The sequence below is a fragment of the Arenimonas terrae genome, from assembly GCF_006265115.1.
In the GTDB taxonomy this organism is placed as follows: Bacteria; Pseudomonadota; Gammaproteobacteria; order Xanthomonadales; family Xanthomonadaceae; genus Arenimonas; species Arenimonas terrae.
Genome location: NZ_SMDR01000001.1, coordinates 356,163 through 380,128, shown reverse-complemented (window position 1 = coordinate 380,128; position 23,966 = coordinate 356,163). Strand labels below are relative to the sequence as shown.

Annotated in this window: 24 protein-coding genes; 12 read left to right on the top strand and 12 right to left on the bottom strand. The window is 68.4% G+C overall.

Annotated elements, in window-relative coordinates; translation table 11 throughout:
• Positions 1-21: 21 nt before the first annotated feature.
• The 10 genes from msrB to E1B00_RS01740 form a co-directional block, all read right to left on the bottom strand.
• A complete protein-coding gene (msrB, locus tag E1B00_RS01785) occupies positions 22-468 on the bottom strand; it encodes a peptide-methionine (R)-S-oxide reductase MsrB (protein WP_139445025.1) in 447 nt (148 codons plus the stop codon).
• Positions 469-555: 87 nt separating this feature from the next.
• Complete coding sequence (locus tag E1B00_RS01780) at positions 556-1,038, bottom strand: hypothetical protein (RefSeq protein ID WP_139445023.1); 483 nt, start codon at positions 1,036-1,038, stop codon at positions 556-558.
• Between the two features lie 77 nt (positions 1,039-1,115).
• On the bottom strand, positions 1,116-2,474 hold the full coding sequence (locus E1B00_RS01775; RefSeq protein WP_139445021.1) for an NAD-dependent succinate-semialdehyde dehydrogenase: 1,359 nt from the start codon (positions 2,472-2,474) through the stop codon (positions 1,116-1,118).
• 3 nt (positions 2,475-2,477) lie between these two features.
• A complete protein-coding gene (locus E1B00_RS01770; RefSeq protein WP_246048447.1) occupies positions 2,478-3,323 on the bottom strand; it encodes an ABC transporter permease subunit in 846 nt (281 codons plus the stop codon).
• On the bottom strand, positions 3,320-4,228 hold the full coding sequence (locus tag E1B00_RS01765) for an ABC transporter permease subunit (protein ID WP_425456464.1): 909 nt from the start codon (positions 4,226-4,228) through the stop codon (positions 3,320-3,322). The genes E1B00_RS01770 and E1B00_RS01765 overlap by 4 nt, the downstream gene beginning before the upstream one ends.
• A 5-nt stretch (positions 4,229-4,233) precedes the next feature.
• Positions 4,234-5,382, bottom strand: coding sequence for an ABC transporter ATP-binding protein (locus tag E1B00_RS01760; protein WP_139447632.1), 1,149 nt, complete (start codon positions 5,380-5,382; stop codon positions 4,234-4,236).
• 54 nt (positions 5,383-5,436) lie between these two features.
• Positions 5,437-6,573 carry an extracellular solute-binding protein gene (locus E1B00_RS01755; RefSeq protein ID WP_139445019.1) on the bottom strand — a complete coding sequence of 379 codons (1,137 nt, stop codon included), beginning with the start codon at positions 6,571-6,573 and terminating at the stop codon, positions 5,437-5,439.
• A gap of 118 nt (positions 6,574-6,691) precedes the next feature.
• Positions 6,692-8,062, bottom strand: a complete 1,371-nt coding sequence (locus E1B00_RS01750; RefSeq protein WP_139445018.1) for an aspartate aminotransferase family protein — start codon at positions 8,060-8,062, stop codon at positions 6,692-6,694.
• Positions 8,063-8,098: 36 nt separating this feature from the next.
• Complete coding sequence (locus E1B00_RS01745; protein ID WP_139445016.1) at positions 8,099-9,484, bottom strand: glutamine synthetase family protein; 1,386 nt, start codon at positions 9,482-9,484, stop codon at positions 8,099-8,101.
• Position 9,485: 1 nt separating this feature from the next.
• Positions 9,486-10,256: a gamma-glutamyl-gamma-aminobutyrate hydrolase family protein gene (locus E1B00_RS01740; RefSeq protein ID WP_139445014.1), complete on the bottom strand. Its 771-nt coding sequence runs from the start codon at positions 10,254-10,256 to the stop codon at positions 9,486-9,488.
• A 237-nt stretch (positions 10,257-10,493) separates the two neighbouring features.
• Here E1B00_RS01740 and E1B00_RS01735 point away from each other — a divergent pair, with 237 nt between their 5' ends.
• The 9 genes from E1B00_RS01735 (at position 10,494) to E1B00_RS01695 (ending at position 17,648) form a co-directional block, all read left to right on the top strand.
• Positions 10,494-11,861, top strand: coding sequence for a glutamine synthetase family protein (locus tag E1B00_RS01735; RefSeq protein ID WP_139445012.1), 1,368 nt, complete (start codon positions 10,494-10,496; stop codon positions 11,859-11,861).
• Position 11,862: 1 nt separating this feature from the next.
• On the top strand, positions 11,863-13,152 hold the full coding sequence (locus E1B00_RS01730; RefSeq protein ID WP_139445010.1) for an NAD(P)/FAD-dependent oxidoreductase: 1,290 nt from the start codon (positions 11,863-11,865) through the stop codon (positions 13,150-13,152).
• Between the two features lie 110 nt (positions 13,153-13,262).
• The gene (locus tag E1B00_RS01725) at positions 13,263-13,637 is read left to right on the top strand and encodes an ArsR/SmtB family transcription factor (protein ID WP_139445008.1); all 375 of its coding nucleotides are present in this window, start codon (positions 13,263-13,265) and stop codon (positions 13,635-13,637) included.
• Entirely contained in the window at positions 13,621-14,106 is a 486-nt protein-coding gene (locus E1B00_RS01720; RefSeq protein WP_139445006.1) for an SRPBCC family protein, read from the top strand. Before E1B00_RS01725 ends, E1B00_RS01720 begins: the two co-directional genes overlap by 17 nt.
• 12 nt (positions 14,107-14,118) lie before the next feature.
• Positions 14,119-14,586, top strand: a complete 468-nt coding sequence (locus E1B00_RS01715; protein ID WP_139445004.1) for a VOC family protein — start codon at positions 14,119-14,121, stop codon at positions 14,584-14,586.
• Positions 14,587-14,684: 98 nt separating this feature from the next.
• A complete protein-coding gene (locus tag E1B00_RS01710) occupies positions 14,685-15,206 on the top strand; it encodes an SRPBCC domain-containing protein (protein WP_139445001.1) in 522 nt (173 codons plus the stop codon).
• Between the two features lie 21 nt (positions 15,207-15,227).
• Positions 15,228-15,701 carry an SRPBCC family protein gene (locus E1B00_RS01705; protein WP_139444999.1) on the top strand — a complete coding sequence of 158 codons (474 nt, stop codon included), beginning with the start codon at positions 15,228-15,230 and terminating at the stop codon, positions 15,699-15,701.
• Complete coding sequence (locus E1B00_RS01700; protein WP_139444997.1) at positions 15,694-17,232, top strand: MFS transporter; 1,539 nt, start codon at positions 15,694-15,696, stop codon at positions 17,230-17,232. Before E1B00_RS01705 ends, E1B00_RS01700 begins: the two co-directional genes overlap by 8 nt.
• Complete coding sequence (locus E1B00_RS01695; RefSeq protein WP_139444996.1) at positions 17,229-17,648, top strand: GFA family protein; 420 nt, start codon at positions 17,229-17,231, stop codon at positions 17,646-17,648. Before E1B00_RS01700 ends, E1B00_RS01695 begins: the two co-directional genes overlap by 4 nt.
• Positions 17,649-17,664: 16 nt before the next feature.
• Here E1B00_RS01695 and E1B00_RS01690 read toward each other — a convergent pair whose 3' ends face one another.
• Together E1B00_RS01690 and E1B00_RS01685 are read right to left on the bottom strand one after the other, a co-directional pair.
• Positions 17,665-19,167: an aldehyde dehydrogenase gene (locus E1B00_RS01690; RefSeq protein WP_139444994.1), complete on the bottom strand. Its 1,503-nt coding sequence runs from the start codon at positions 19,165-19,167 to the stop codon at positions 17,665-17,667.
• Between the two features lie 10 nt (positions 19,168-19,177).
• The gene (locus E1B00_RS01685) at positions 19,178-19,723 is read right to left on the bottom strand and encodes a cupin domain-containing protein (RefSeq protein WP_139444992.1); all 546 of its coding nucleotides are present in this window, start codon (positions 19,721-19,723) and stop codon (positions 19,178-19,180) included.
• Between the two features lie 137 nt (positions 19,724-19,860).
• Here E1B00_RS01685 and aptA point away from each other — a divergent pair, with 137 nt between their 5' ends.
• Genes aptA through E1B00_RS01670 form a run of 3 tightly spaced genes read left to right on the top strand, consistent with a single transcriptional unit; the run spans position 19,861 to position 23,959 of the window.
• The gene (aptA, locus tag E1B00_RS01680; RefSeq protein ID WP_139444990.1) at positions 19,861-21,228 is read left to right on the top strand and encodes an omega-aminotransferase AptA; all 1,368 of its coding nucleotides are present in this window, start codon (positions 19,861-19,863) and stop codon (positions 21,226-21,228) included.
• 51 nt (positions 21,229-21,279) lie between these two features.
• Positions 21,280-22,395, top strand: coding sequence for an alanine dehydrogenase (ald, locus tag E1B00_RS01675; RefSeq protein WP_139444988.1), 1,116 nt, complete (start codon positions 21,280-21,282; stop codon positions 22,393-22,395).
• Between the two features lie 52 nt (positions 22,396-22,447).
• Positions 22,448-23,959, top strand: coding sequence for a CoA-acylating methylmalonate-semialdehyde dehydrogenase (locus E1B00_RS01670; RefSeq protein ID WP_139444987.1), 1,512 nt, complete (start codon positions 22,448-22,450; stop codon positions 23,957-23,959).
• The last annotated feature ends 7 nt before the right edge of the window (positions 23,960-23,966 follow it).

The following is a 23,966-nucleotide window of genomic DNA, read 5'->3' as shown; positions in this document are numbered from 1 at the left end:
GTTTGTGGCGTTTGCGGAGGGTCAGCCCTTCGACTTCTCCAGCGACAGCGCGTTGATGCAGTAGCGCAGGCCGGTGGGCGGCGGACCGTCGGGGAAGACGTGGCCCAGGTGCGCGTCGCAGGTGGCGCAGGTGGCTTCGATGCGGACCATGCCGTGGCTGCCGTCGTTGAGGTAGTTCACGACGTTGTCCTGCAGCGGCTGGGTGAAGGACGGCCAGCCGCTGTGCGACTCGAACTTGTGGCTGGCGTCGAACAGCGGCGTGCCGCAGCCGGCGCAGTCGTAGATGCCCGGCTCGAACAGTCCGCACATCTCGGAGCTGAAGGCCCGCTCGGTGCCGGCCTGGCGCATCACGCGGAACTGGTCCGGCGTCAGCTGTTCGCGCCACTGGGCTTCGCTCTTCTCGACGCGACGGTCGGGCGCGGCGTTGCCGCGGGCCGCGCGTTCGATGACCAGCTTCCAGGTGTGCATGCGGGTGGCTCCGTCGCGAAGGGATGGCCCTGATCTGGGGCCGCGGGCGCCGACCTGCAAGCCTGGCCGGGCCGGCCAGAACCCCGCTCAGTTGGCCGGCGTATCGCCGAGGTAGGCGGCGGCGCTGGCGGACGCGGCTTCGACGGCGGTATTGGCGGCCGCCAGCTTGGCCTGGTTGCCGGCGATCTCGGCTTCGACCGCGGCGATCTCGGCGCGGACCGCGGCCACCGCCTCGGAGGCCTTGTCGGCCAGGGCGCGGTCGGCATCCACCTGCTCGCGGGTCAGGCGGCCGCGGGCGGCGCCGGTTTCGCTGGCCTTGAGGCGCTTCTCGGCGTCCAGGCGGGCGGTGTCGGCCGCCTCCAGATTGGCGCGGGCGGCCACCAGCTTGGCCTGGCTGCTTTCCAGGGCGGTGCTCGCGTCCTGCACGGCCGACAGGGCCGCCTGCAGCTCGGCCACGGCCTTGGCGCGCTCTTCGGGCGTGCCCTGCTGGGCGGACGCGGGCATGGCGGCCGCGGCCAGGGCCATGGCCAACAGCCAGGCCATCGGGCGGTGGATCGGAAGATGGTCCATTCGGAAACTCCCCGGGGGGTGGGCGGATCGGGTTGGGCGGCCAGTCTAGCGGCTGGCGCGTCTTTCCGTCTCGGCGCTCAGTCCACGACCACGGTCTTGATGTTCATGAACTCGTGGATGCCGTGTTCGGCCAGCTCGCGGCCGAAGCCCGAGGTCTTGGTGCCGCCGAAGGGCAGGCGCACGTCGCTGCGCACGATGGTGTTGACGAAGCAGGCGCCGGCGGCGATCTGCCGGGCGACCTGGTCACCGCGCGCCTTGTCCCGGGTCCAGACGCTGGCGCCCAGGCCGAAGGCGGTGTCGTTGGCGACCCGGATGGCCTCGGCTTCGTCGCGGACGCGGATGATGCTCGCGACCGGCCCGAACAGCTCCTCGTGGTAGGCCGGCATGCCCGGCTTCACCCCGTCGAGGATCGAGGCCGGATAGACGGTCGCGCCCTGCCCCGGCGTGCAGCCCAGCAGCGGCGTCGCGCCCCTGGCGATGCTGGCCTGCACCTGCTTGTGCAGCTCGTCGCGCAGGTCGGCGCGGGCCATGGGGGCGATGCCGGTGCCGTCGGCGTTCGGGTCGCCCGGCTGCAGGCGGGCCGCCGCCGCGGCGAACCGCTCCACGAAGGCGTCGGCGATGGCTTCCACCACGATGAAACGTTTGGCGGCGATGCAGGTCTGGCCGGCGTTGCCGTAGCGCGACAGCACGGCCATGGTCACCGTGCGGTCCAGGTCCGCGTCTTCGAGCACCACGAAGGGGTCGCTGCCGCCCAGCTCCATCACGCATTTCTTCAGGTGCTGGCCGGCGGTGGCGGCCACCGAGCGGCCGGCGCGTTCGCTGCCGGTCAGGGTGACGGCCTTGATGCGCGGGTCGCCGATCACTTTGGCGGTCTGCTCGTTGTCGATGTGCAGCACGGCAAACACGCCGGCCGGAACACCCGCCTCCGCCAGCACGTCGGCGATGGCGTCGGCGCACTGCGGCACATTGGTCGCGTGCTTGAGCACGGCGACATTGCCGGCCATCAGGCCCGGCGCCAGGAAGCGGAACACCTGCCAGATCGGGAAATTCCACGGCATGATCGCCAGCACGCAGCCTATGGGCTCGTAGCGCACGTAGCTCTTCGCCGCCTCGGTCGGGATGACCTGGTCCTCGAGATAACGCGCCGCGTTGTCCGCGTAGTACTCGCAGGCCGCCGCCGATTTTTCGATTTCGCCCAGCGCCTCGCGCCGCAGCTTGCCCATGTCCTGGGTCATCAGGGTCGCAATGGACTCGCGGCGGGCGCGCAGCGACGCGGCGATCTTCCGCAGGTAGGCGCCCCGCCCGTCCACGCCCAGCGCGACCCAGGCCGGGAAGGCGGCGTCGGCCGCGGCCAGGGCCCGCTCGATGCCGGCGGCGTCGATCTTTTCATGCCGGCGGATCTCGCCGGTCCAGGGATCTCGGTTCTCGACCGTCATGTCTCAGCCCTTCTGCAGCGCCATCTGCATGTCGCGCTGGCGCTTCTTGTCCTCGCGGGTCATCACCCACCAGCCGATCAGGGCGGCGACCGACACCGCCAGGATCATCAGGGTGGCCAGCGCATTGATCTTCGGGCTCACGCCCAGGCGCACCGACGAGAACACCTTCATCGGCAGCGTGGTCGAAGACGGGCCCGAAACGAAGCTGGCGATCACCAGGTCGTCCAGCGACAGGGTGAAGGCCAGCAGCCAGCCGGAAATCAGGGCCGGGGCGATGATCGGCAGCGTGATCACGAAGAACACCTTCAGCCGGTTCGCGCCCAGGTCCATCGCCGCCTCTTCCAGCGAGCGGTCCAGCTCCTGCAGGCGCGAGGAGATCACCACGGTGACGAAGGCCATGCAGAAGGTGACGTGGGCGATCCAGATGGTCAGCATGCCGCGCTGCTCGCCGATGCCGATCACCGGCCCCAGGGACACGAACAGCAGCAGGATGGACAGGCCGGTGATCACCTCGGGCATCACCAGCGGCGCCGTGATCAGGCCGCCGAACAGGGTCTTGCCCGGGAACTGGCGGAACCGGGTCATGATCATCGCCGCCATCGTGCCCAGGATCACCGACGCGCAGGCGGTCCAGAACGCGACCTGGATGCTGACCCAGGCCGCCGCCATCATCTGCTGGTCGCGGAACAGCTCGCCGTACCACTTCACCGAGAAGCCCGACCACACGGTGACCAGGCGCGATTCGTTGAACGAATACACCATCAGGCTGAGGATGGGCGCGTACAGGAACACGAAGCCCAGCACCAGCATGGTGCGGGTGAAGCCGGAATTGCCGCGGCCCGCGCTCATGTCAGCTTCGACTCCATTTCCCTGGACTGGTAGCGGTGGAAGATCGTGATCGGCACGATCAGCAGCACCAGCATCACGATCGCCACCGCCGAGGCCACCGGCCAATCGCGGTTGTTGAAGAACTCCTGCCACAGCACCCGGCCGATCATCAGGGTGTCGGCGCCGCCCAGCATCTCCGGGATCACGAACTCGCCCACCACCGGGATCAGCACCAGCATGGCGCCGGCGATGATGCCGGCCTTGGACAGCGGCAGCGTAATGGTGAGGAAGGACTTCCAGGGCCGCGCGCCGAGGTCGTTGGCGGCCTCGAGCAGGCGGTGGTCGTGCTTGACCAGGTTCGAATACAGCGGCAGCACCATGAACGGCAGGTAGGCGTAGACGATACCGATGTAGACCGCCACCGGCGTGTGCAGTATCTGCAGCGGCTCGTCGATCAGGCCCAGTCCCATCAGGAAATTGTTGAGCAGGCCGTTGTTCTTGAGGATGCCGACCCAGGCGTAGATGCGGATCAGGAACGAGGTCCAGGACGGCAGGATCACGAGCATCAGGGCGATGTTGCGGTTGGCGGGCTCCATGCGTGCGATCGCATAGGCGATCGGGTAGCCCACCAGCAGGCACAGGAAGGTCGACACCACCGCGATCTTCAGCGAGCTCAGGTAGGCGTTGACGTAGAGGCTGTCGCGCAGCAGGAACAGGTAGTTGCCGGTGTTCAGGCTGACCTGCAGCTTGTCGCCGGCCCAGCTGAACAGGTCGGTATAGGGCGGCATGGCGATCGCGGCGCTGGCGAAGCTGATCTTGAGCGCGATGGCGAACGGGATGGCGAAGAACAGCAGCATCCACAGATAGGGCACCGCGATCACCAGCCAGCGCGGGCCGGGCAGGCGCTTGCGGATCGAGGTGGCCAGGCGCTTCACGAGGTCAGCACCACGCCGGCCTGGTCGCCCCAGCTCAGCCAGACGCTGTCGTTCCAGGTGAACTTCTCGCTGGCCCAGCGCTGGCTGTTGATCATGTTCGCCAGGATCTTGGTGCCGCCGGGCAGGCGCACGTGGAAGACCGAGTGGCTGCCGAAATAGGCGATCTCTTCGATGGTGCCGCGAACCTTGTTGTGCGGCTGCGCGGGCTCGTCCTTGTCGACGTGGATCTTCTCCGGGCGCAGCGCCAGCGCCACGTCCTGACCCTCGAAGCCGGTGACGCCGTGGCCCACGTAGGCCAGGCAGTCCAGGGCCGGGCTGGCGATGGTGATGAAGTCCTTCTCGTCGTCCTTGATCTTGCCCTCGATCAGGTTCACCGAGCCGATGAACTCGGCGGTGAAGCGGCAGTTGGGCTGTTCGTAGATCTCGTCGGGCGTGCCGACCTGGCGGATCCAGCCCGAGTCCATGATCGCGATGCGGTGGGCCATGGTCATGGCCTCTTCCTGGTCGTGGGTGACCATCACGCAGGTCACGCCCAGGCGTTCTACGATGTTCACGAGCTCGAGCTGCATCTGCGAGCGCAGCTTCTTGTCCAGCGCGCCCATCGGTTCGTCCAGCAGCAGCAGCTTCGGGCTCTTGGCCAGCGACCGCGCCAGCGCCACGCGCTGCTGCTGGCCGCCGGACAGCTGGTGCGGGCGGCGCTTGGCGTACTTGCCCATCTGCACGAGGCTGAGCATCTCCTCGACGCGGCGGGCGATGTCGGCCTTGGCCATGCCGTCCTGCTTGAGGCCGAAGGCGACGTTCTGCTCCACCGTCATGTGCGGGAACAGCGCGTAGGACTGGAACATCATGTTGATCGGCCGCTCGTAGGGCGGCAGCGCGACGATGTCCTGGCCGTCGAGGACGATCTTGCCCTTGGTCGGCCGCTCGAAGCCGGCCAGGCAGCGCAGCAGGGTCGACTTGCCGCAGCCGGAGGCGCCCAGCAGCGCGAAGATCTCGCCCTTGCGGATGTTCAGGCTGACGTCGTCCACGGCCACGAAACCGTCGAATTCCTTGCGCACCGCCTCGATGCGCAGGTAGTTGTCGGCGCCCAGCTTGTCATCCTTCTTGGGCGCGCCCGAAGCCGCGCCATTGCCCACTGCTGCCATCGTCATCGTCCAATGAGGAGGGGCGGACCGCGACGGCCCGCCCCTCGTGTGGTCTTACTGCCCCGTCTTGAGCGTGGTCCAGTGCCGGGTGAACAGGCGGTCGACCTCGGGCGGCAGCACCGCCAGGGTGAACAGGCCCTTCTTCGCGTCTTCGGTCGGGTAGATGCCCGGGTCCTCGAGGATGGCCTTGTCCACCATCGGCAGCGCCGCCTGGTTGGCGCTGGCGTAGGCGACGTAGTTCTGGATGCCGGCCATCACCTCGGGGCGCATCAGGTAGTCGAGGAACAGGTAGGCGTTGTCGATGTTCTTGGCGTCCTTGGGGATCGCCAGCATGTCGAACCACATCGGCGCGCCTTCCTTGGGAATGCTGTAGGCGATGTCGACGCCCTTGGCGGCTTCCTCGGCGCGGGCCTGGGCCTGGATGATGTCGCCCGACCAGCCCACGGCCACGCAGATGTCGCCGTTGGCCAGGTCGTTGATGTACTGCGAGGAATGGAAATAGGTGATGTGCGGGCGCAGCTGCTGCAGCCGGTCCACGCCCTTCTGGATCACCGCCTCGTCGAAGCTGTTGGGCTCCTCGCCCAGATAGCGCAGCACCGGCGGGATGATCTCGGACGGGGTGTCGAGGAAGGCCACGCCGCAGCCCTTGAGCTTGGCCAGGTTCTCCGGCTCGAGCACCAGGGCCCAGCTGTCCACCGGCGCGTCCTCGCCCAGGGCTTCCTTCACCTTCTCGACGTTGTAGCCGATGCCGGTGGTGCCCCAGAGGTAGGGGATGGAGTGCGCGTTGTCGGTGTCGTTCTGGGCCAGCAGGGCCATGAAGGCCGGGTCGAGGTTGCCGTAGTTCTTGAAGCGGGCCTTGTCCAGCGGCAGGAACACGCCGGCCTGGATCTGGCGCGAGAGGAAGGTCAGCGAGGGCACGACGATGTCGTAGCCGGTGTTGCCGGCCATGAGCTTGGCCTCGAGGACTTCGTTGGAGTCGAACACGTCGTAGGTGACCTTGATGCCGGTCTCCTTCTCGAAGTTCGCGATCGTGTCCTCGGCGATGTAGTCGGACCAGTTGTAGACGTTGAGCACCTTCGAGGCTTCCGCGGCCGGCGCGGGGTCGGCGGTGGCGGCCGGATCGGCGGCCTGTTCGCGGCCGCAGCCCGCGGCCAGCAGGGCGAGTAGCAAGGCAGACATCCTGAGCTTCATCGAACTTCCCCTTCGAGGTGGATGGATCAGTGTGAACCTGCGGTTTCCATCATACACAGCGGACCTGCTCTGACGAGCCCGCTCGGGCCAGCCTGCGCCCGGATTCCCGAGCCGTTGCTCAGCCGGTGGCGATGCCCAGCTCCTTCGCGGTCTGGTCCAGCGACTTCCAGGCCTTTTCGGCCAGTTCGTCGACCTGGGCGCGGCTGATCACCAGCGGCGGCGACAGCAGCATCGAGTCGTTGGTGGCGCGCAGGATCAAACCGTTCTTCAGGGCGATGTCACGGCACAGCTGCCCCACCCTGCCCCGCTCCGGGAAGAACTCCCGCGACGGCTTCCGGGGCACCAGCTCCAGCGCACCGACCATGCCGGCGATGCGGGCCTCGCCCACCAAAGGGTGCTCGCCCAGCGCTTTCCATTTCGCCGCGAGATAGGGGCCGGTATCGTCGCGGCAGGTGTCGACGATCTTCTCGTCCTGCAGGATGCGGATGTTCTCCAGCGCCACCGCCGCGCAGACCGGGTGGCCGGAATAGGTGTAGCCGTGCGCGAGTTCGCCACCCTTCTCGGCCAGCACCTTGGCCACGCGGTTGTTGAACATCACCGCGCCCAGCGGGATGTAGCCGCTGGTGATGCCCTTGGCCAGGGTCATGATGTCGGGCTGGAAGCCGAAGTACTGGCTGGCGAACCACTCGCCGGTGCGGCCGAAACCGCAGATCACCTCGTCGGCGACCAGCAGCACGTCGTACTTGCGGCAGATGCGCTCGATCTCCTTCCAGTAGTTCTTCGGCGGGATGTAGACGCCGATCGCGCCCATGATCGGTTCGCCGATGAAGGCGGCGACGCGGTCCGGGCCCAGCTCCAGGATCTTGTCCTCGAGCCGCTTGGCGCAGAGCAGGCCGTACTCCTCCTCGCCCATCTCGCCACCGTCGCCGAACCAGAACGGCGGGTCGATGTGGGCGATGTCGGGGATCGGCAGCCCGCCCTGCTTGTGCATGCCCTTCATGCCGCCCAGGCTGGCGCCGGCCACGGTGGAGCCGTGGTAGCCGTTGTGGCGGCCGATGAAGATGTTCTTCTGCGGCTTGTCCTGCACCGCCCAGAAGTGCCGCACCATGCGCAGGATGGTGTCGTTGGCCTCGGAGCCGGAGTTGGAGAAGAAGGCGTGGTCGAGGTCGCCCGGGCACAGCTCGGCCAGCTTGGCCGCCAGGTGCACGGTCGGCTCGGTGGTGCAGCCGAAGAAGGAGTTGTAATAGGCCAGCTGCGTCATCTGCTTCGAGGCCGCCTCGCCCAGCTCCTTGCGGCCGTAGCCGATGTTCACGCACCACAGGCCGGCGAAGGCGTCGAGCAGCTTGTTGCCCTCGGCGTCCCAGACGTAGCAGCCCTCGCCCCGGGTCAGGATGCGGGTGCCCTTCCTGGCCAGGGCGGCGTTGTCGTTGAACGGGTGCAGGTGGTGGGCGGCGTCGAGCTGCTGGAGCGTGGTGTGGGTGCTGTCCATGGAGAGTTCCGTAGTAGACGTTGGCAAGGTCGGGGGTCAGACGTTGAGCAGCAGGAACTCGCGCTCCCAGCTGCTGATCACCCGCAGGTAGGTCTGGTGTTCCTTTTCCTTCACCGAGGTGTAGGCCTTCACGAAGCGCTCGCCCAGCAGCTGGCGCAGCGGCTTGCACTTGCGCAGCAGGACGATGGCCTCTTCCAGCGAGCGCGGCAGGTCGTAGCCCTTGGCGTGGGCGCTGCCGGCCAGCGGCTGGGTGGGCTCGAGCTTTTCCTTGATACCCAGGTAGCCGCAGGCCAGGGTCGCCGCCAGGGCCAGGTAGGGATTGACGTCGGAGCCGGCGAAGCGGCTCTCGACGCGGGTGTTCTCCGGCGTGTCCAGCGGCACGCGCAGGCCGCAGGTGCGGTTGTCGTAGCCCCACTGCACGTTCTTGGGCGAGACCTCGCCGAAGGCCAGGCGCCGGTAGGAGTTCACGTTCGGCCCGAAGATCGCCATCGCCGCCGGCACGTACTTCTGCAGGCCGCCCAGGTAATGCATGAAGGTCTGGCTGTGCTGGCCCTTGCGGGCGCCGGCGAAGACGTTCCGGCCGGTCTCCGCGTCCACCAGGCTCTGGTGGATGTGCATCGAGCTGCCCGGTTCGTTCTCCATCGGCTTGGCCAGGAAGGTGGCGTAGATGCCGTGGCGCATCGCCGCCTCGCGCATCGTGCGCTTGAACAGGAAAACCTGGTCGGCGCGCGACATCGGGTCGGCGTGCTCGAAGTTCACTTCCAGCTGGGCGGCGCCGGACTCGTGGATCAGGGTGTCCACGTCCAGCTCCATCGCCTCGCAGTAGTCGTACATCAGGTCGAGGATGGGGTCGAACTCGTTCACCGCGTCGATCGAATACGACTGGCGCGCGGTTTCCGGGCGGCCGTTGCGGCCGGCCGGCGGCTGCAGCGGGAAGTCCGGGTCGGTGTTGCGCTGGACCAGGAAGAATTCCAGCTCCGGCGCGATCACCGGGTTCAGGCCCATGTCGGCATACAGCGCCAGCACGCGGTGCAGCACGTTGCGCGGCGCCAGTTCGTGGCGTTCGCCGGACTTGGTGAAGCAGTCGTGGATGATCTGCGCGGTCGGGTCGGTGGCCCAGGGCACCATGCGCACGGTGTCGGCGTCGGGCCGCAGCAGCATGTCCGAATCCGAGGGCGAGACCAGGTCGTCGTAGTTGTCGGGGTAATCGCCGGTGACCGTGGTGGCGAAGATGCCTTCGGGCAGCCGCGTGCCGTAGTCGTGCGAGAACTTCGCGGCCGGGATGATCTTGCCGCGGGCGTTGCCGGTGATGTCGGGCACCAGGCACTCGACCTCGGTGATGCGACGGTCCTTGAGCCAGCGTTTGAGCGTGCTCTCCTGCTGTTCTTCCGGCGTCTGTTTCGGTTCTTTCTTCTTGGACATGTCAGGCTCGCTGGTGGGCGCGTTCGCGGCAGGCGGCCGCGAAGGCCTGGAAGAGGCCCAGGTAGAAGGGATTTTCGGTGACCCTCCACTCCGGGTGCCACTGCACCGCCACCAGGAAGGGCCCGGGATCCTCGTCGCGCGCCGATTCGTAGCGCACGGCCTCGACCAGGCCGTCGGGCGCGGTCGCCTCCACCATCAGGTTGCGGCCGAGCTTCTTGAGCCCCTGCCCGTGCAGCGAATTGACCATTGCCTGCCGCGCCCCGGCGATGCGGGCGAGCACGCCGCCTTCGGCCAGTTCGACCGGGTGCGAGGGCGCGTACTGCACGCCCAGCGGGTCGTCGGTGTTCTCGCGGTGGTCGTCGAAGCCGGGAATGTCGTGCACCTTCTGGTGCAGGCTGCCGCCGAGCGCGACATTGACCTCCTGCAGGCCGCGGCAGATCGCCAGCACCGGCACGCGCATCTCGATCGCCAGCGGCACGATGCCCAGGGTGGTCGCGTCGCGCGCCGGGTCGTGCAGGTTGCCGGCATAGCTGGGGTCGCTGCCGTAGTGATGCGGTTCGATATTGCTGTAGGCGCCGGTGAGCAGCAGGCCGTCGAGGGATTGCAGCAGCGCGCGCAGGTCCAGCGGCGGCGCCAGCGAAGGGATCAGGACCGGCAGGCAGCCGGCCCCGTCCACCACCGCGCGTATGTATTTCTCGCCCACCGCCTGGAAGGGGTGATGCCCGATCTGTTTGCGATCCGAAGGCAGACCGACCAGCGGGGTTCGACGCATAGGCGCCTCGCGAGGAGATGCCCGACCTTACTCCGGGCGTTTGATTTTATCAACGCGGTTTGCGGTTTCTCGCACGGGTCGCTGGCCACCCGCGGGGCCCACAGGGCGCTTTGGAGCCCTTTCCGGCCGCACCCGGCCGGGACCCCGGAACGCCGGCGACTTTCGATGATGAGGATTTTTTACAGCCTCTTGCGGCCAGTGCTAGTATCCGGCGACCCCAGCGGATGCCCGTCCATCATGACCTCGTCTTCCCTTCCGGCTGCCGACGCCGCCGTGCTCGAACAGCTCCACGGCTGCGAACAGATCGACCTGCTGCTGCCGGACATGAACGGCCTGCTGCGCGGCAAGCGCATCACCCGCGACGCGCTGGAGAAGGTCTACAAGAACGGTGTCTGCCTGCCGATGTCCCTGATCGCCACCGACATCACCGGCAATACCGTGGAAGAGACCGGCCTGGGTTACGACATCGGCGACGAGGACCGCATCTGCCGCCCGGTGCCGGGCAGCCTGCGCCCCATCCCCTGGCAGCACAGGCCGATGGCCCAGCTGCTGCTGCAGATGGAGGACGGCAAGGGCGGCCTGTTCGCCGCCAATCCGCGCGAGGTGCTCAAGCGCATCGTCGCGCGCTTCGCCGAACGCGGCCTGACGCCCGTGGTGGCGGTCGAACTGGAGTTCTACCTGCTCGACGCCGAACTCACCCACGACGGCCGCCCGCAGACCTCGGTCAACCCGAGCACCGGCGAGCGCAACACCAATACGCAGGTCTACTACATGCAGGACCTGAACGACTACCAGCCCTTCACCGACGCGGTCGCCGACGCCTGTGCCGCCCAGCAGATCCCCGCCGACACGGCGGTGGCCGAATACGCGCCGGGCCAGTTCGAGATCAATCTCAAGCACCGCGCCGACGCGGTGGCCGCCTGCGACGACGCCCTGCTGCTGCGCCGCGTGATCAAGGCCACGGCCGAGGACCAGGGCATGATCGCCAGCTTCATGGCCAAGCCCTTCGTCGACCAGGCCGGCAGCGGCACCCACATCCACGTCAGCGTGCTCGACAAGAAGGGGAAGAACATCTTCGCCTGCACGCCGGAAACGCCTTCGGAAACCCTGCGCCACGCCGTGTCCGGCCTGCAGCGGGCCAGCCGCGACTGCATGCTGATGTTCGCGCCGCACGCCAACAGCTACCGGCGCTTCGTGCTCAATGCCTTCGTGCCGCTCAACGACGCCTGGGGCTTCAACAACCGCACCGTGGCCATGCGCATTCCGCACAGCGACCCGGAGAACATCCGCATCGAGCACCGCATCGCCGGCGCCGACGCCAACCCCTACCTGGTCACGGCCGCGGTGCTGGCCGGCATCCTGCAGGGGCTGGAGGACAAGGGCGACCCGGGCGCGCCGATCACCGGCAACGCCTACGAACAGACCGAACACCGCGAACTCTACTGGCGCGACACCATCCGCGATTTCCAGGCCAGCGATTTCGTCGCCCGGCACTTCGGCGAGTCGTTCCGCCACATCTACGGCCAGCAGAAGCTCAAGGAGCTGCGCAGCTTCAGCCGCGAAGTGACCACGCTGGAATACGCCTGGTACCTGCGGCAGGTCTGACATGAGCGTGCGCAACCCGTCCGCGCACGTCGACTCCTGGTACTCGCGCACCGCCGCGCCGGCGCCGGAACATCCGCGCCTGCAAGGCCGCGAGACTGCGGACGTGGTCGTTCTCGGCGCCGGACTGACCGGCCTGTCGGCCGCGCTGGAACTGGCGCAGGCCGGCCTGAAGGTGATCGTGCTCGAGGCCCGCCGCGTCGGCTGGGGCGCCTCGGGCCGCAACGGCGGCCAGGTGATCTTCGGCTACGGCTGCGACCAGTCGAAGATCGCCGCCCTCGTCGGCATCGAGGATTCGCGCCGCCTGTTCGACTGGTCGCTGGAGGGCGTGCGCCTGGTGCGCGAGCGCATCGCCGCCCACGGCATCGACGCGCACTGGCGCGACGGCCACGCGCACGCGGCGATCAAGCCGCGGCACATCGACGAACTCCGGGCCTGGCAGCGGGACCTCGCGGAAAACTACGGCTACGACGTCGCCTGGTGGGACCGCGAGCGCCTGCAGGCCGAGCTGCCCAGCCCGCGCTATATCGGCGCCCTGTACGACCCGCAGTCGGGCCACCTGCATCCGCTGAACTACACGCTGGGCCTGGCCCGCGCCGCGGTCGCCGCCGGCGTGCGCATCTTCGAGAACACCGAAGTCACCCGGCTCGATCGTGGCGCCAAGCCCATGCTGCGTTGCGCGCAGGGCGAAGTGCAGGCCGATTTCGTCGTGCTGGCCGGCAACGCCCTGGTGCATGGCATCGCGCCCGAACTCGACAGCCGGATCATGCCGGTCGGCACCTATGTCGGCGCCACCGAACCGCTGGGCGAAACCCGCGCCCGGGACCTGATCCGCAACGGCATGGCCGTGGCCGACATCAACTGGGCGCTCGATTATTTCCGACTCAGCGCCGACCACCGCCTGCTGTTCGGCGGCCGCGCGAGTTATTCCACCCTGCCCCCGCCCGACCTGCCCGGCACGATGACGCGGCGCATGACCCGCGTCTTCCCGCAGCTCAGGGGCGTGAAGTTCGAGGACGTCTGGGGCGGATACGTCGACATCAGCCTCAACCGGGCCCCGCACTGGGGACGCCTCGGCGACAACGTCTACTTTGCGCAGGGTTTCAGCGGCCACGGCGTCGCCGCCACCGGACTGGCCGGCCGCGTGATCGCCGAGGCCATCCGCGGCCAGGCCGGCCGCCTGGACGCCTACGCGAAGATCCCGCACCGCCCCTTCCCCGGCGGCCGCGCCCTGCGCACCCCGCTGCTGGTCGCGGCGATGGCCTGGTTCAAGCTGCGCGATGCGCTCTGGTAGGCCGGCAAGGCCGACGCCGCTGAATTGAATCGATAACTTCGACCCGCTTGACCCGCGGGTTCGACCGGCGTACAAAACCAATCAGTTAATTAGCTGACTGGTTAAGCTCCATGCCCGCCGACCGCCTCAGCGACACCTTCGCCGCCCTGGCCGACCCGACCCGCCGGGCCATCCTGGCGCGTCTGATCCAGGGCGAGACCTCGGTGACCGAGCTCGCCCAGCCCTTCCACATGAGCCTGCCGGCCGTGTCCAAGCACCTGAAGGTGCTGGAAAAGGCCGGCCTGGTCAGCCGAGGCCGCGAGGCCCAGTGGCGCCCGTGCAAGCTCGATGCCGGCCCGCTGAAGGACGTCACCGACTGGCTCGAGCCCTACCGGAAGCTCTGGGAAGCCCGCTTCGACCGGCTCGAGGCCTATCTGCAGAAAGTCCAGGCGGAAGAATCCGCCATCCCCAACCCGAAGGAGAAGCCCGATGGCGATCGCCCCTGACCTGATTGCGACGCCCGGCGTCGTCGACCTCAGCTTCCGGCGCCTGCTGCCGGCCCCGCGCGCCCGGGTCTGGGCGGCCTGGACGGAAGCGGCGCGGTTCGCGCAGTGGTTCGGCCCGCACGGCTCGCGGGTCGACCCCTGCGAAGTGGATGCGCGGGTGGGCGGCCGGCTGTTCTTCTGCCACCGCCATCTGGACTACCCCGACGTCTGGGTGCTCGGCGAATACACCGAGGTGGTTCCGATGGAGCGCCTGGTCTTCACGGTCGGGTTCGCCGATCCGGACGGCCAGCCGCGCCCCCGCGACAACTTCGCCGCACAAAGCCGCATCGAGGTCGTGCTGAGCGACCACGCCGCCGGCACCGAAATGCGCATCCGCCACACCGGCCTGAGCTCGGACCAGGGCGAAAGCATCGGCTGGCGCCAGAGCCTGGAGCGCCTGGAATCCCTTTTCCGCACCGACCCCGCCTGAAAGGAACGAACGATGGCCATCACCGCGATCCACCCCTACCTGAACTTCAACGGCAACTGCGAAGAAGCCTTCGCGCACTACGCCAAGGTGCTCGGCGCGACCAACACCGGCATCTTCCGCTACGGCGACGCGCCGCCGGAGCCCAACGAGCAGTCGCATTCCTCGCCCGAGGGCTGTAATCCGCAGCTGCCGCCCGGTTTCGAGAACAAGGTAATGAACACCGCGCTCCAGCTCGGCGAAATGTTGATCATGGGCAGCGACTGTCCGCCGTCGATGTGGAAGGATGGCGGACAGAACCACACCGTGTCGCTGCAGGTCACGGACGAAGCCGAAGCCGAGCGCCTGTTCGCCGGCCTGATGGAAGGCGCCAGCCAGATCCAGATGCCGATGGGCGAAACCTTCTGGGCCAAGCGTTTCGGCATGGGCGTGGACCGTTTCGGCACGCCGTGGATGGTCAACTGCAGCCGCGACATGGGCTGAGCCACTGGGCAGGACGCGGGGTCGGCCCGACCCCGCGGCGACGCGGGCTGGCGAATCCCGCCCGCCGACCGACGGAAACCGCCCCGGAGATTTCCCCGATGAACAAGCACACTGCCCTTCAGGTCGACCTTGCCGAGAAGCGGCTGACCCTGAGCCGCGATTTCGACGCGCCGCCCGCCGCGGTTTTCGCGGCCTGGACCGACCCGGCGGCGCTTGCCGCCTGGTGGGGCCCGCACGGTTTCCGCACGGAGGTGCGCGCCTGCGACGTGCGCCCGGGCGGGGCCTTCCACGTGGTGATGGTCGACGGCGAAGGCCGGCAGTACCCGGTGGTCGCCACGTTCGCCGAAGTATCGCCGCCGCACCGGCTGGTGATCATCGAGGACTGCGCCAGCATGGGCGAGGAATGGACGCGGCAGGTCGCGCCCGGCATCGTCGCGGCCGGCGGCCGGGTCGAATGCGTGTGGACCGTCGATTTCCAGGACCTCGGCGGCCGCACCCGACTGCTGCTCGACTTCTCCTGCCCGACCGCCGCGATGCGCGACAGCCTGGTGGAGATCGGCATGGTCGAAGGCTGGGGCGAATGTTTCGAGAAGCTCGACCGGCTGTTGGCCGCGCACTGAACAAAACACGGAGACAATGGCATGTCCGCCAGCCTCAAGCCCCCGGCGCTCGCGCACGACGATGAACTCATCATCGAACGCGAGTTCGACGCCCCGCGCGCGGCGGTGTTCAAGGCCTGGACCGATCCGGCGGCGCTGGCGCTGTGGTTCTGCCCCGAAGGCTGCGACGCGCCGTTCCAGCGTTTCGACCCCCGCGTGGGCGGCAGCTACCGGGTCTGCCTGCGCGGCAAGGAAAGCGGCACCGAGTGGTGGATGCAGGGCGAATTCCTGGAGATCGTGCCGCCCGAGCGCATCGTGCTGACCCACGTCTGGGACGATGTCGCCCGTCGCCCGGACGAGGATTCCGTGATCACCGTGCGCTTCGAAGACCTGGGCGGGCGCACGCGCATGCATTTCCACCAGGTTCGCTTTGTATCCGTGGCCGAACGCGACGACCATCGCGGCGGCTGGAACAGCTGCTTCAACCGTCTGCAGGGACTGCTCGACCATGACTGAACCCCACGTTGTCGGCCCCAAGGCCACCCGTCGCGAATGGATCGGCCTGGGCGTGCTGGCCCTGCCCTGCCTGATCTATTCGATGGACCTGACGGTTCTCTACCTGGCCATTCCGTCCATCGCCGCCGAGCTGCGGCCCAGCGCCGGGCAGATGCTCTGGATCGTCGACATCTACGGTTTCCTGCTCGCCGGCTTCCTGATCACGATGGGCACCCTGGGCGACCGCATCGGCCGCCGCAAGCTGCTGCTGATCGGCGCCGCCTGCTTCGGCGGCGCCTCGGTGCTGGCGGCCTTCTCCACCAGCGCCGAGATGCTGATCGCCAGCCGCGCCCTGCTGGGCATCACCGCCGCCACGCTGTCGCCGTCCACGCTGTCGCTGATCCGCAACATGTTCCTGGACGACAGGGAGCGCATGCAGGCGATCGGCATCTGGATCGCCGCCTTTTCCGCCGGCGGCATCCTGGGCCCGGTGATCGGCGGCGTGCTGCTGCAGTGGTTCTGGTGGGGGTCGGTGTTCCTGCTGGCGGTGCCGGTGATGCTGTTGCTGCTGATTGTCGGCCCCAAGCTGCTGCCGGAGTTCCGCGACGAGAGCGCCGGACGCATCGACTTCGCCAGCGCCCTGCTGTCGGTGGCTGCCGTACTAGCCGTCATCTACGGCATGAAGCGCCTGGCCGAACACGGCTTCACGGCGGCGCCGTTCGTGATCATCGCGGCCGGCCTGGCCATCGGCGGGCTGTTCGTGCGCCGGCAGCGGCGCCTGGCCGACCCCATGATCGACCTGTCGCTGTTCCGCGCCCCGGCCTTCGGCACCGCGCTGGGCTGCAACGTCCTCACCATCTTCATCGCCTTCGGCTTCTTCCTGTTCATCGCCCAGTATTTCCAGCTGGTGCTGGGCATGACGCCGCTGGAGGCCGGGCTGTGGACCGCGCCGTCCGGCGTCGTCTTCGTGGTGGGATCGATGCTGGCGCCGAAACTGGCGCAGCGCTGGCCGGTCGCGCGCGTCGTCGCCGGCGGCATGGCGGTGTCGACGCTCGGTTTCGGCCTGCTCACCCAGCTCGGCTCCCTGCCCTTCCCGCTGCTGATGCTGGGCTACACGCTGTTCTGCGCCGGCCTGGCGCCGATCGGCGCGCTGACCACCGACCTGGTGATGAATTCCGCGCCGCCCGAACGCGCCGGCGCGGCTTCGGGCATCTCCGAGACCAGCTTCGAGTTCGGCGGCGCGCTGGGCATCGCGGTGCTGGGAAGCGTCGTGATGGCCATGTACCGCAGCGGCATCGTCGACGCCGTGCCGCCCGGGCTGCCGGCCGACGCCGTCGCCGCGGCGCGCGACACCCTGGGCGGCGCGGTGGATGCGGCCCGCGCCCTGGGACCGAACGGCGACGCATTGCTGCTGGCCGCCCGCGACGTCTACGTCGCCACGCTGGAAAAAGCCGCCTGGATATGCGCGGGCCTCAGCCTGTTCGCCACCTTCCTGATCCTCGCCCTGGAAAAGCGCCTGTCCGACACGCTGCAACCGGAGCCCGCCGCATGAAGAAGACCTACCACGGCAGCTGCCACTGCGGCGATGTGCGCTACCGCGTGCAGCTGGACCTGGCGGCCGGGAGCCGCCGCTGCAACTGCCGCTTCTGCCTGAAGACGCATTTCTGGAAGGCCTTCGTGATGCCGGCCGACCTGGAGCTGCTGCAGGGCGCCGACCGGCGCACCGACTACCGCGGGCCGGAAAGCCAGTGGCCCGAGGGTCACGTGCACCACTGGTTCTGCCGGCGCTGCGGCGTGCGCTGTTTCACCGACGGGTTCCTGGTGGAATTCGGCGGCGACTTCCACTGCATCAACCTGTGCACGCTGGATGACGCCAGCGACGAAGAGCTGGCGGCCACGCCGATCCAGTACGAGGACGGCCGCTGCGACGCGCAGGAGCGCCGGCCGGCGATCACGTCCTTCCTTTGACCTAGCCGTCGCCGGCTCAGGGATCGAGGTTGATCCAGGTCGCCTTGACCTCGGTGTATTTCTCGAAGGCGTGCAGGGACTTGTCGCGGCCGTTGCCGCTCTGCTTGTAGCCGCCGAAGGGCGCGGTCATGTCGCCGCCGTCCCAGTAGTTGACCCAGACGCTGCCGGCCCGCAGTTTGCGCGCCACGCGGTGGGCACGGCTGATGTCCGAGGTGAACACGCCGGCGGCCAGGCCATAGTCGGAATCGTTGGCCATGCGCAGGGCCTCTTCCTCGGAATCGAAGGCGATCACGCTCAGCACCGGCCCGAAGATCTCCTCGCGGGCGATCGTGTGGCCGTGTTCGACGCCGTCGAAGATGGTCGGCGCGATGTAGCAGCCGCCCTCCACGGTCTGCAGGCGCTCGCCGCCGATCACCACCCGGCCGCCTTCGGCCCGGCCCTTGGCGATGTAGTCGAGCACGCGCACGGTCTGCGACTCGTCCACCATCGCGCCCATCGGCGCGCCGGGCTCCAGCGGATGTTTCGGTTGCATCTTCTTTCCGAACTCCGCGACCCTGGCCACGAACTGGTCCTTGATCCCGCGCTGCACGAACAGGCGCGAGGCCGCAGTGCAGACCTCGCCCTGGTTGTAGAAGATGCCGCTGGCCGCGGCCTGCGCGGCGCGGTCCAGGCTGGGCGCGTCGGCGAAGACCAGGTTCGGGCTCTTGCCGCCGCACTCCATGTAGGCGCGTTTCATGTTCGATTTGCCGGCGCAGACCAGCAGGTGCTTGCCGACCGCGGTCGAACCGGTGAAGACCAGGCCGTCCACGTCCATGTGCAGGGCCAGCGGTTCGCCGGCGTCCTTGCCGAAGCCGGGCAGCACGTTGAACACGCCGGCCGGCATGCCGGCCTCGATCGCCAGCTCGGCCAGGCGCAGCGCCGTCAACGGGGATTTTTCCGAAGGCTTGAGCACCACCGAGTTGCCCATCGCCAGCGCCGGCGCCAGCTTCCACACCGCCATCAGCAGCGGGAAGTTCCAGGGCACGATCGCCGCGACCACGCCCAGGGGCTCGCGCGTCACCAGGCCCAGTTCGTCCGGGCCGGTGGAGGCGACTTCGCCGTAGACCTTGTCGATGGCCTCGCCGGTCCAGGACATGCAGCGCACCGAGGCGGCCACGTCCACGTTCAGCGCGTCGCTGACCGGCTTGCCCATGTCCAGCGATTCGAGCAGGGCGAGCTCCTCGCCGTGCTCGTGGATCAGCTGGGCCAGTTTCACCAGCACCTTCTTGCGGTGCGTCGGCCGCGCGTTCGACCACTTGCCGGCGTCGAAGGCCTGGCGCGCCGCTTTCACCGCGCGGTCCACGTCCTCGGCGCCGCATTCGGCCACTTTCGCCAGCACGCGGCCGTCGATCGGGCTGAGGCAGTCGAAGGTCTTGCCGCTGGCGGCGTCGACGTACCTGCCGTCGATGAAGGCCTGGCGGCGGATGGTCAGGGCGGCGGCACGCTGCAGCCAGTCTTCGCGGGTCTTGGGCTTGGTCATGGCAGGGAACTCAGAAGGTGGGCGGCGTATTGGCGCTGACGAGGATGGCCTCGTCGCTGCCGACGTTGCGGAAGCGGTGCGGCTGGCGGCTTTCGAAGTAGTAGGCCTCGCCGGGGCCCAGCACACGCACCTGGTCGCCGACGGTGATCTCGACCCGGCCCTGCACGATCACCCCGCCCTCTTCGCCGTCGTGGCTGAGCATGGTCTCGCCGGTGTCGCTGCCGGGCGGCATCACCTCGCGCAGGATGCACATCTGCCGGTTGCGCCGGTGCTGGCCGACCAGGAAGTAGTGGATGTCGTTGTTGCCGACGTCGGGCTGTTCGCCGGACGGATAGAAGGGACTGTCGCCGGTGTCGGCCAGGTCCATGGTGAAGAAGTCGGCCAGCGAGATCGGGATGCCGTCGAGCACCTTCTTCAGCGACGAGATCGAGGGGCTGACCTTGTTCTGCTCGATCAGGGAGATGGTGGAGTTGGTCACGCCCACGCGTTTGGCCAGCTCGCGCTGGCTCAGGCCCTTGCTCTTGCGCACCGCCTGCAGCCTGACTCCGATGTCCAAGCGCCTACCTCAACAAAATGATGCGGGATATTTAACACCGCACCCCAGCCCGGTCAATTAAACCGGGCATTCCGGGCCGATTGTAAATTTTATTCAACGCTGATAGCGTTCCGGCCATCCCCTTGCGAGCCGCCGCCATGTCCGTTTCCGACCCGCACGCCAGCCTCGAATCCTATGCGGCCCAGGCGACCGCGGCGCCGGAGCAGACCGACGCCTTCTGGATGCCGTTCACCGCGAACCGGCAGTTCAAGAAGACCCCGCGCCTGCTCGCCAGCGCCGAGGGCATGTATTACCGCAGCACCGACGGCCGCGAGATCCTCGACGGCACCGGCGGCCTGTGGTGCGTCAACGCCGGCCATGCCCGGCCGCGCATCGTGCAGGCGATCCAGCAGCAGGCGGCGACGCTCGATTTCGCCCCGACCTTCCAGATGGGCCATCCCCTGCCCTTTGTGCTGGCCGAGCGCCTGGCGGGAATCGCCCCGGCCGGGCTGGACCATGTCTTTTTCACCAACTCCGGATCGGAGTCGGTCGATACCGCGCTGAAGATCGCCCTGGCCTACCACCGCGTGCGCGGCGAAGGCCAGCGCACCCGCCTGATCGGCCGCGAGAAGGGCTACCACGGCGTCGGCTTCGGCGGCATCGCGGTCGGCGGCATGGTCAACAACCGCAAGTTCTTCGGGCCGATGCTGCCGGGCGTGGACCACCTGCGCCACACGCTGGACCTGCAGCGCAATGCCTTCAACCGCGGCCTGCCCAAACACGGCGTCGAGCTCGCCGAGGATCTCGAGCGGCTGGTGCAGCTGCACGACGCCAGCACGATCGCCGCCGTCATCATCGAACCGATCTCCGGCAGCGCCGGCGTGGTGCTGCCGCCCGAGGGCTACCTCAAGCGCATCCGCGAGATCTGCGACAAGCACGGCATCCTGCTGATCTTCGACGAGGTCATCACCGGCTTCGGGCGCGTCGGCCAGGCCTTCGCGGCGCAGCGTTTCGGCGTCACGCCGGACCTGATCACCACCGCCAAGGGCCTCACCAACGGCGCCGTGCCGATGGGCGCGGTGTTCGCCTCGGGCAAGATCCACGACGCCTTCATGCACGGCCCCGAGGGCGCGATCGAGCTCTTCCACGGCTACACCTATTCCGGCCACCCGCTGGCCTGCGCCGCGGCCCTGGCCACGCTCGACACCTATGCCGAGGAGAACCTGTTCCAGAAGGCGATCGAGCTGGGCGGCTACTGGGAGGACGCGATCCATGCCCTCAAGGGCCTGCCCAATGTCATCGACATCCGCAATTTCGGCCTGATCGGCGCGGTCGAGCTGGCGGCCCGGCCGGACGCCCCGGGCAGCCGCGGCTACGAGGTCTTCAGCCGCGCCTTCCACGAGCAGAACCTGATGGTGCGCTGCACCGGCGACGTCATCGCGCTCTCGCCCCCCCTGATCCTGAACAGGGAGCACATCGACCGGATTTTCGACCGGCTGGCCGCTACCATACGCGCCACCGCCTGACCGGGCGGCCGACCCCACAAGAACAGAAATCCGCCCCGGGAGGGCAGTTCCATGCTTATCGGCGTCCCCAAAGAGATCAAGAACCACGAATACCGCATCGGCCTGACCCCGGCCGGCGCCCGCGAGCTGACCTCGCACGGGCACCAGGTCTGGGTGCAGCGCGACGGCGGCAAGGCGATCGGCCTGACCAACGAGATGTACGAGAAGGCCGGCGCCAAGATCGTGGACACGGCGGCGGAGATCTTCGCCAAGGCCGACATGATCATCAAGGTGAAAGAGCCCCAGCCCGTCGAGTGCGCGATGCTGCGCCCGGGCCAGCTGCTCTACACCTACCTGCACCTGGCGCCGGATCCGGAGCAGACCAAGGCCCTGGTGAAGTCGGGCGCCACCTGCATCGCCTATGAAACCGTCACCGACCGCAAGGGCGGCCTGCCGCTGCTGGCGCCGATGAGCGAAGTCGCCGGCCGCATGTCCATCCAGGCCGGTGCGCACGCGCTGGAGAAGGCCCAGGGCGGCTCCGGCGTGCTGCTGGGCGGCGTGCCGGGCGTGAAGCCGGCGGAAGTGCTGGTGATCGGCGGCGGCGTGGTCGGCATCAACGCCGCGCGCATGGCCATGGGCATGAACGCCCGCGTCACCATCCTCGACCGCTCGCTCGATCGCCTGAAGTACCTGGACGAGCTCTACGGCGACAAGATCACCACGCTGTACTCCACGATCGACGCGATCGAAGAGCTGCTGCCGCAGTCGGACCTGGTGATCGGCGCCGTGCTGATCCCGGGCGCCGCCGCGCCCAAGCTCGTCTCGCGCAAGCAGCTGGGCCTGATGAAGCCCGGCTCGGTGCTGGTGGACGTCGCCATCGACCAGGGCGGCTGCTTCGAGACCTCGAAGGCCACCACCCACCAGGTGCCGACCTACGAAGTCGACGGCATCATCCACTACTGCGTGGCGAACATGCCCGGCGGCGTGGCGCGCACCTCCACCTTCGCGCTCACCAATGCCACCCTGCCCTATGCGCTGCAGCTGGCGAACAAGGGCAAGCAGGCAATGCTGGACGATGTCCACCTGCTCAACGGCCTGAACGTGCACGCCGGCAAGATCACCTACGAAGCGGTCGCCAAGGACCTGGGTTACGACTACGTACCCGCGGCCCAGGCCCTGCAGTCCTGAGTTGTTTCCCGGCCCCGGCGCGCGAGCGCCGGGGTTTTCTTTTGGGGTATCCATGAATCACGCGCTCCGCACCGCCCGCATCCTGCACTTCATCCAGGGCCAGGCCCGCGACGGCGGCAGCGGACGGTACGGCGACGTGTTCGACCCGGCCACCGGCCAGGTGCAGGCCCAGGTCGCGCTGGCCTCGACCGCCGACGTCACCGCCGCCGTGGATGCGGCGCAGGCCGCCTTTCCCGCCTGGGCCGCGACCACGCCGCTCAACCGCGCGCGCATCCTGTTCAAGTTCAAGGAACTGCTGGAGCGGCACGCCGACGAGATCGCCGCCTGCATCACCTCCGAACACGGCAAGGTACTGGCCGACGCCCGCGGCGAACTGACCCGCGGCCTGGAAGTGGTGGAGTTCGCCTGCGGCGCGCCGCACCTGCTCAAGGGCGAACACTCGATCAACGTCGGCCGCGACGTCGACTCCTACACCGAATACGCGCCACTGGGCGTGGTGGCCGGCATCACGCCGTTCAACTTCCCCTGCATGGTGCCGATGTGGATGTTCCCGGTGGCCCTGGCCTGCGGCAACACCTTCGTGCTGAAGCCTTCGGAACGAGATCCCGGCACGCCGATGATCCTGGCCCGGCTGCTGAAGGAGGCCGGCCTGCCCGACGGCGTGTTCAACGTCGTGCATGGCGACAAGGAGGCCGTGGACGCGCTGCTGGACGATCCGCGTGTGCAGGCCTTGAGCTTCGTCGGCTCGACGCCGATCGCCGAGTACATCTATTCCCGCGGTTCCGCCAACGGCAAGCGCGTGCAGGCCCTGGGCGGCGCCAAGAACCACATGGTGGTGCTGCCCGACGCCGACCTGGACCAGGCCGCCGGCGCCCTGCTCGGCGCGGGCTACGGCTCGGCCGGCGAACGCTGCATGGCGATCTCGGTGGCGGTCTGCGTGGGCGAGGCCACGGCCGATGCGCTGGTGTCGCGCCTCAAGCCCATGGTCGAAACCCTGAAGATCGGCCCGGGCTGCCAGGGCGATCCCGACATGGGCCCGCTGGTGACTGGGGCGCACCGCGACAAGGTTCGCGGCTACGTGGATGCCGGTGTCGCCGAAGGGGCGCGCCTGGTGGTCGACGGCCGCGGCCTGGAGGTGCCCGGCGCCGAGGCCGGCTTCTTCCTCGGCGGCTGCCTGTTCGACCACGTCACCGCCGACATGCGCATCTACCGCGAGGAGATCTTCGGGCCGGTGCTGTGCGTGGTGCGCGTGCCGGACTTCGAGGCGGCGCTCAGGCTCGTCAACGAGCACGAGTACGGCAACGGCACCGCGGTCTTCACCCGCGACGGCGATGCCGCGCGCCAGTTCGCGCACCGGGTGCAGGCCGGCATGGTCGGCATCAACGTGCCGATCCCGGTGCCGATGGCCTTCCACAGCTTCGGCGGCTGGAAGCGCAGCCTGTTCGGCCCGCTGCACATGCACGGCCCGGACGGCGTGCGCTTCTACACCCGCCTCAAGACCATCACCGCACGCTGGCCCACCGGCGTGCGCGACCCCGAATTCGTGATGCCCACGATGAAGTGAGGACCTG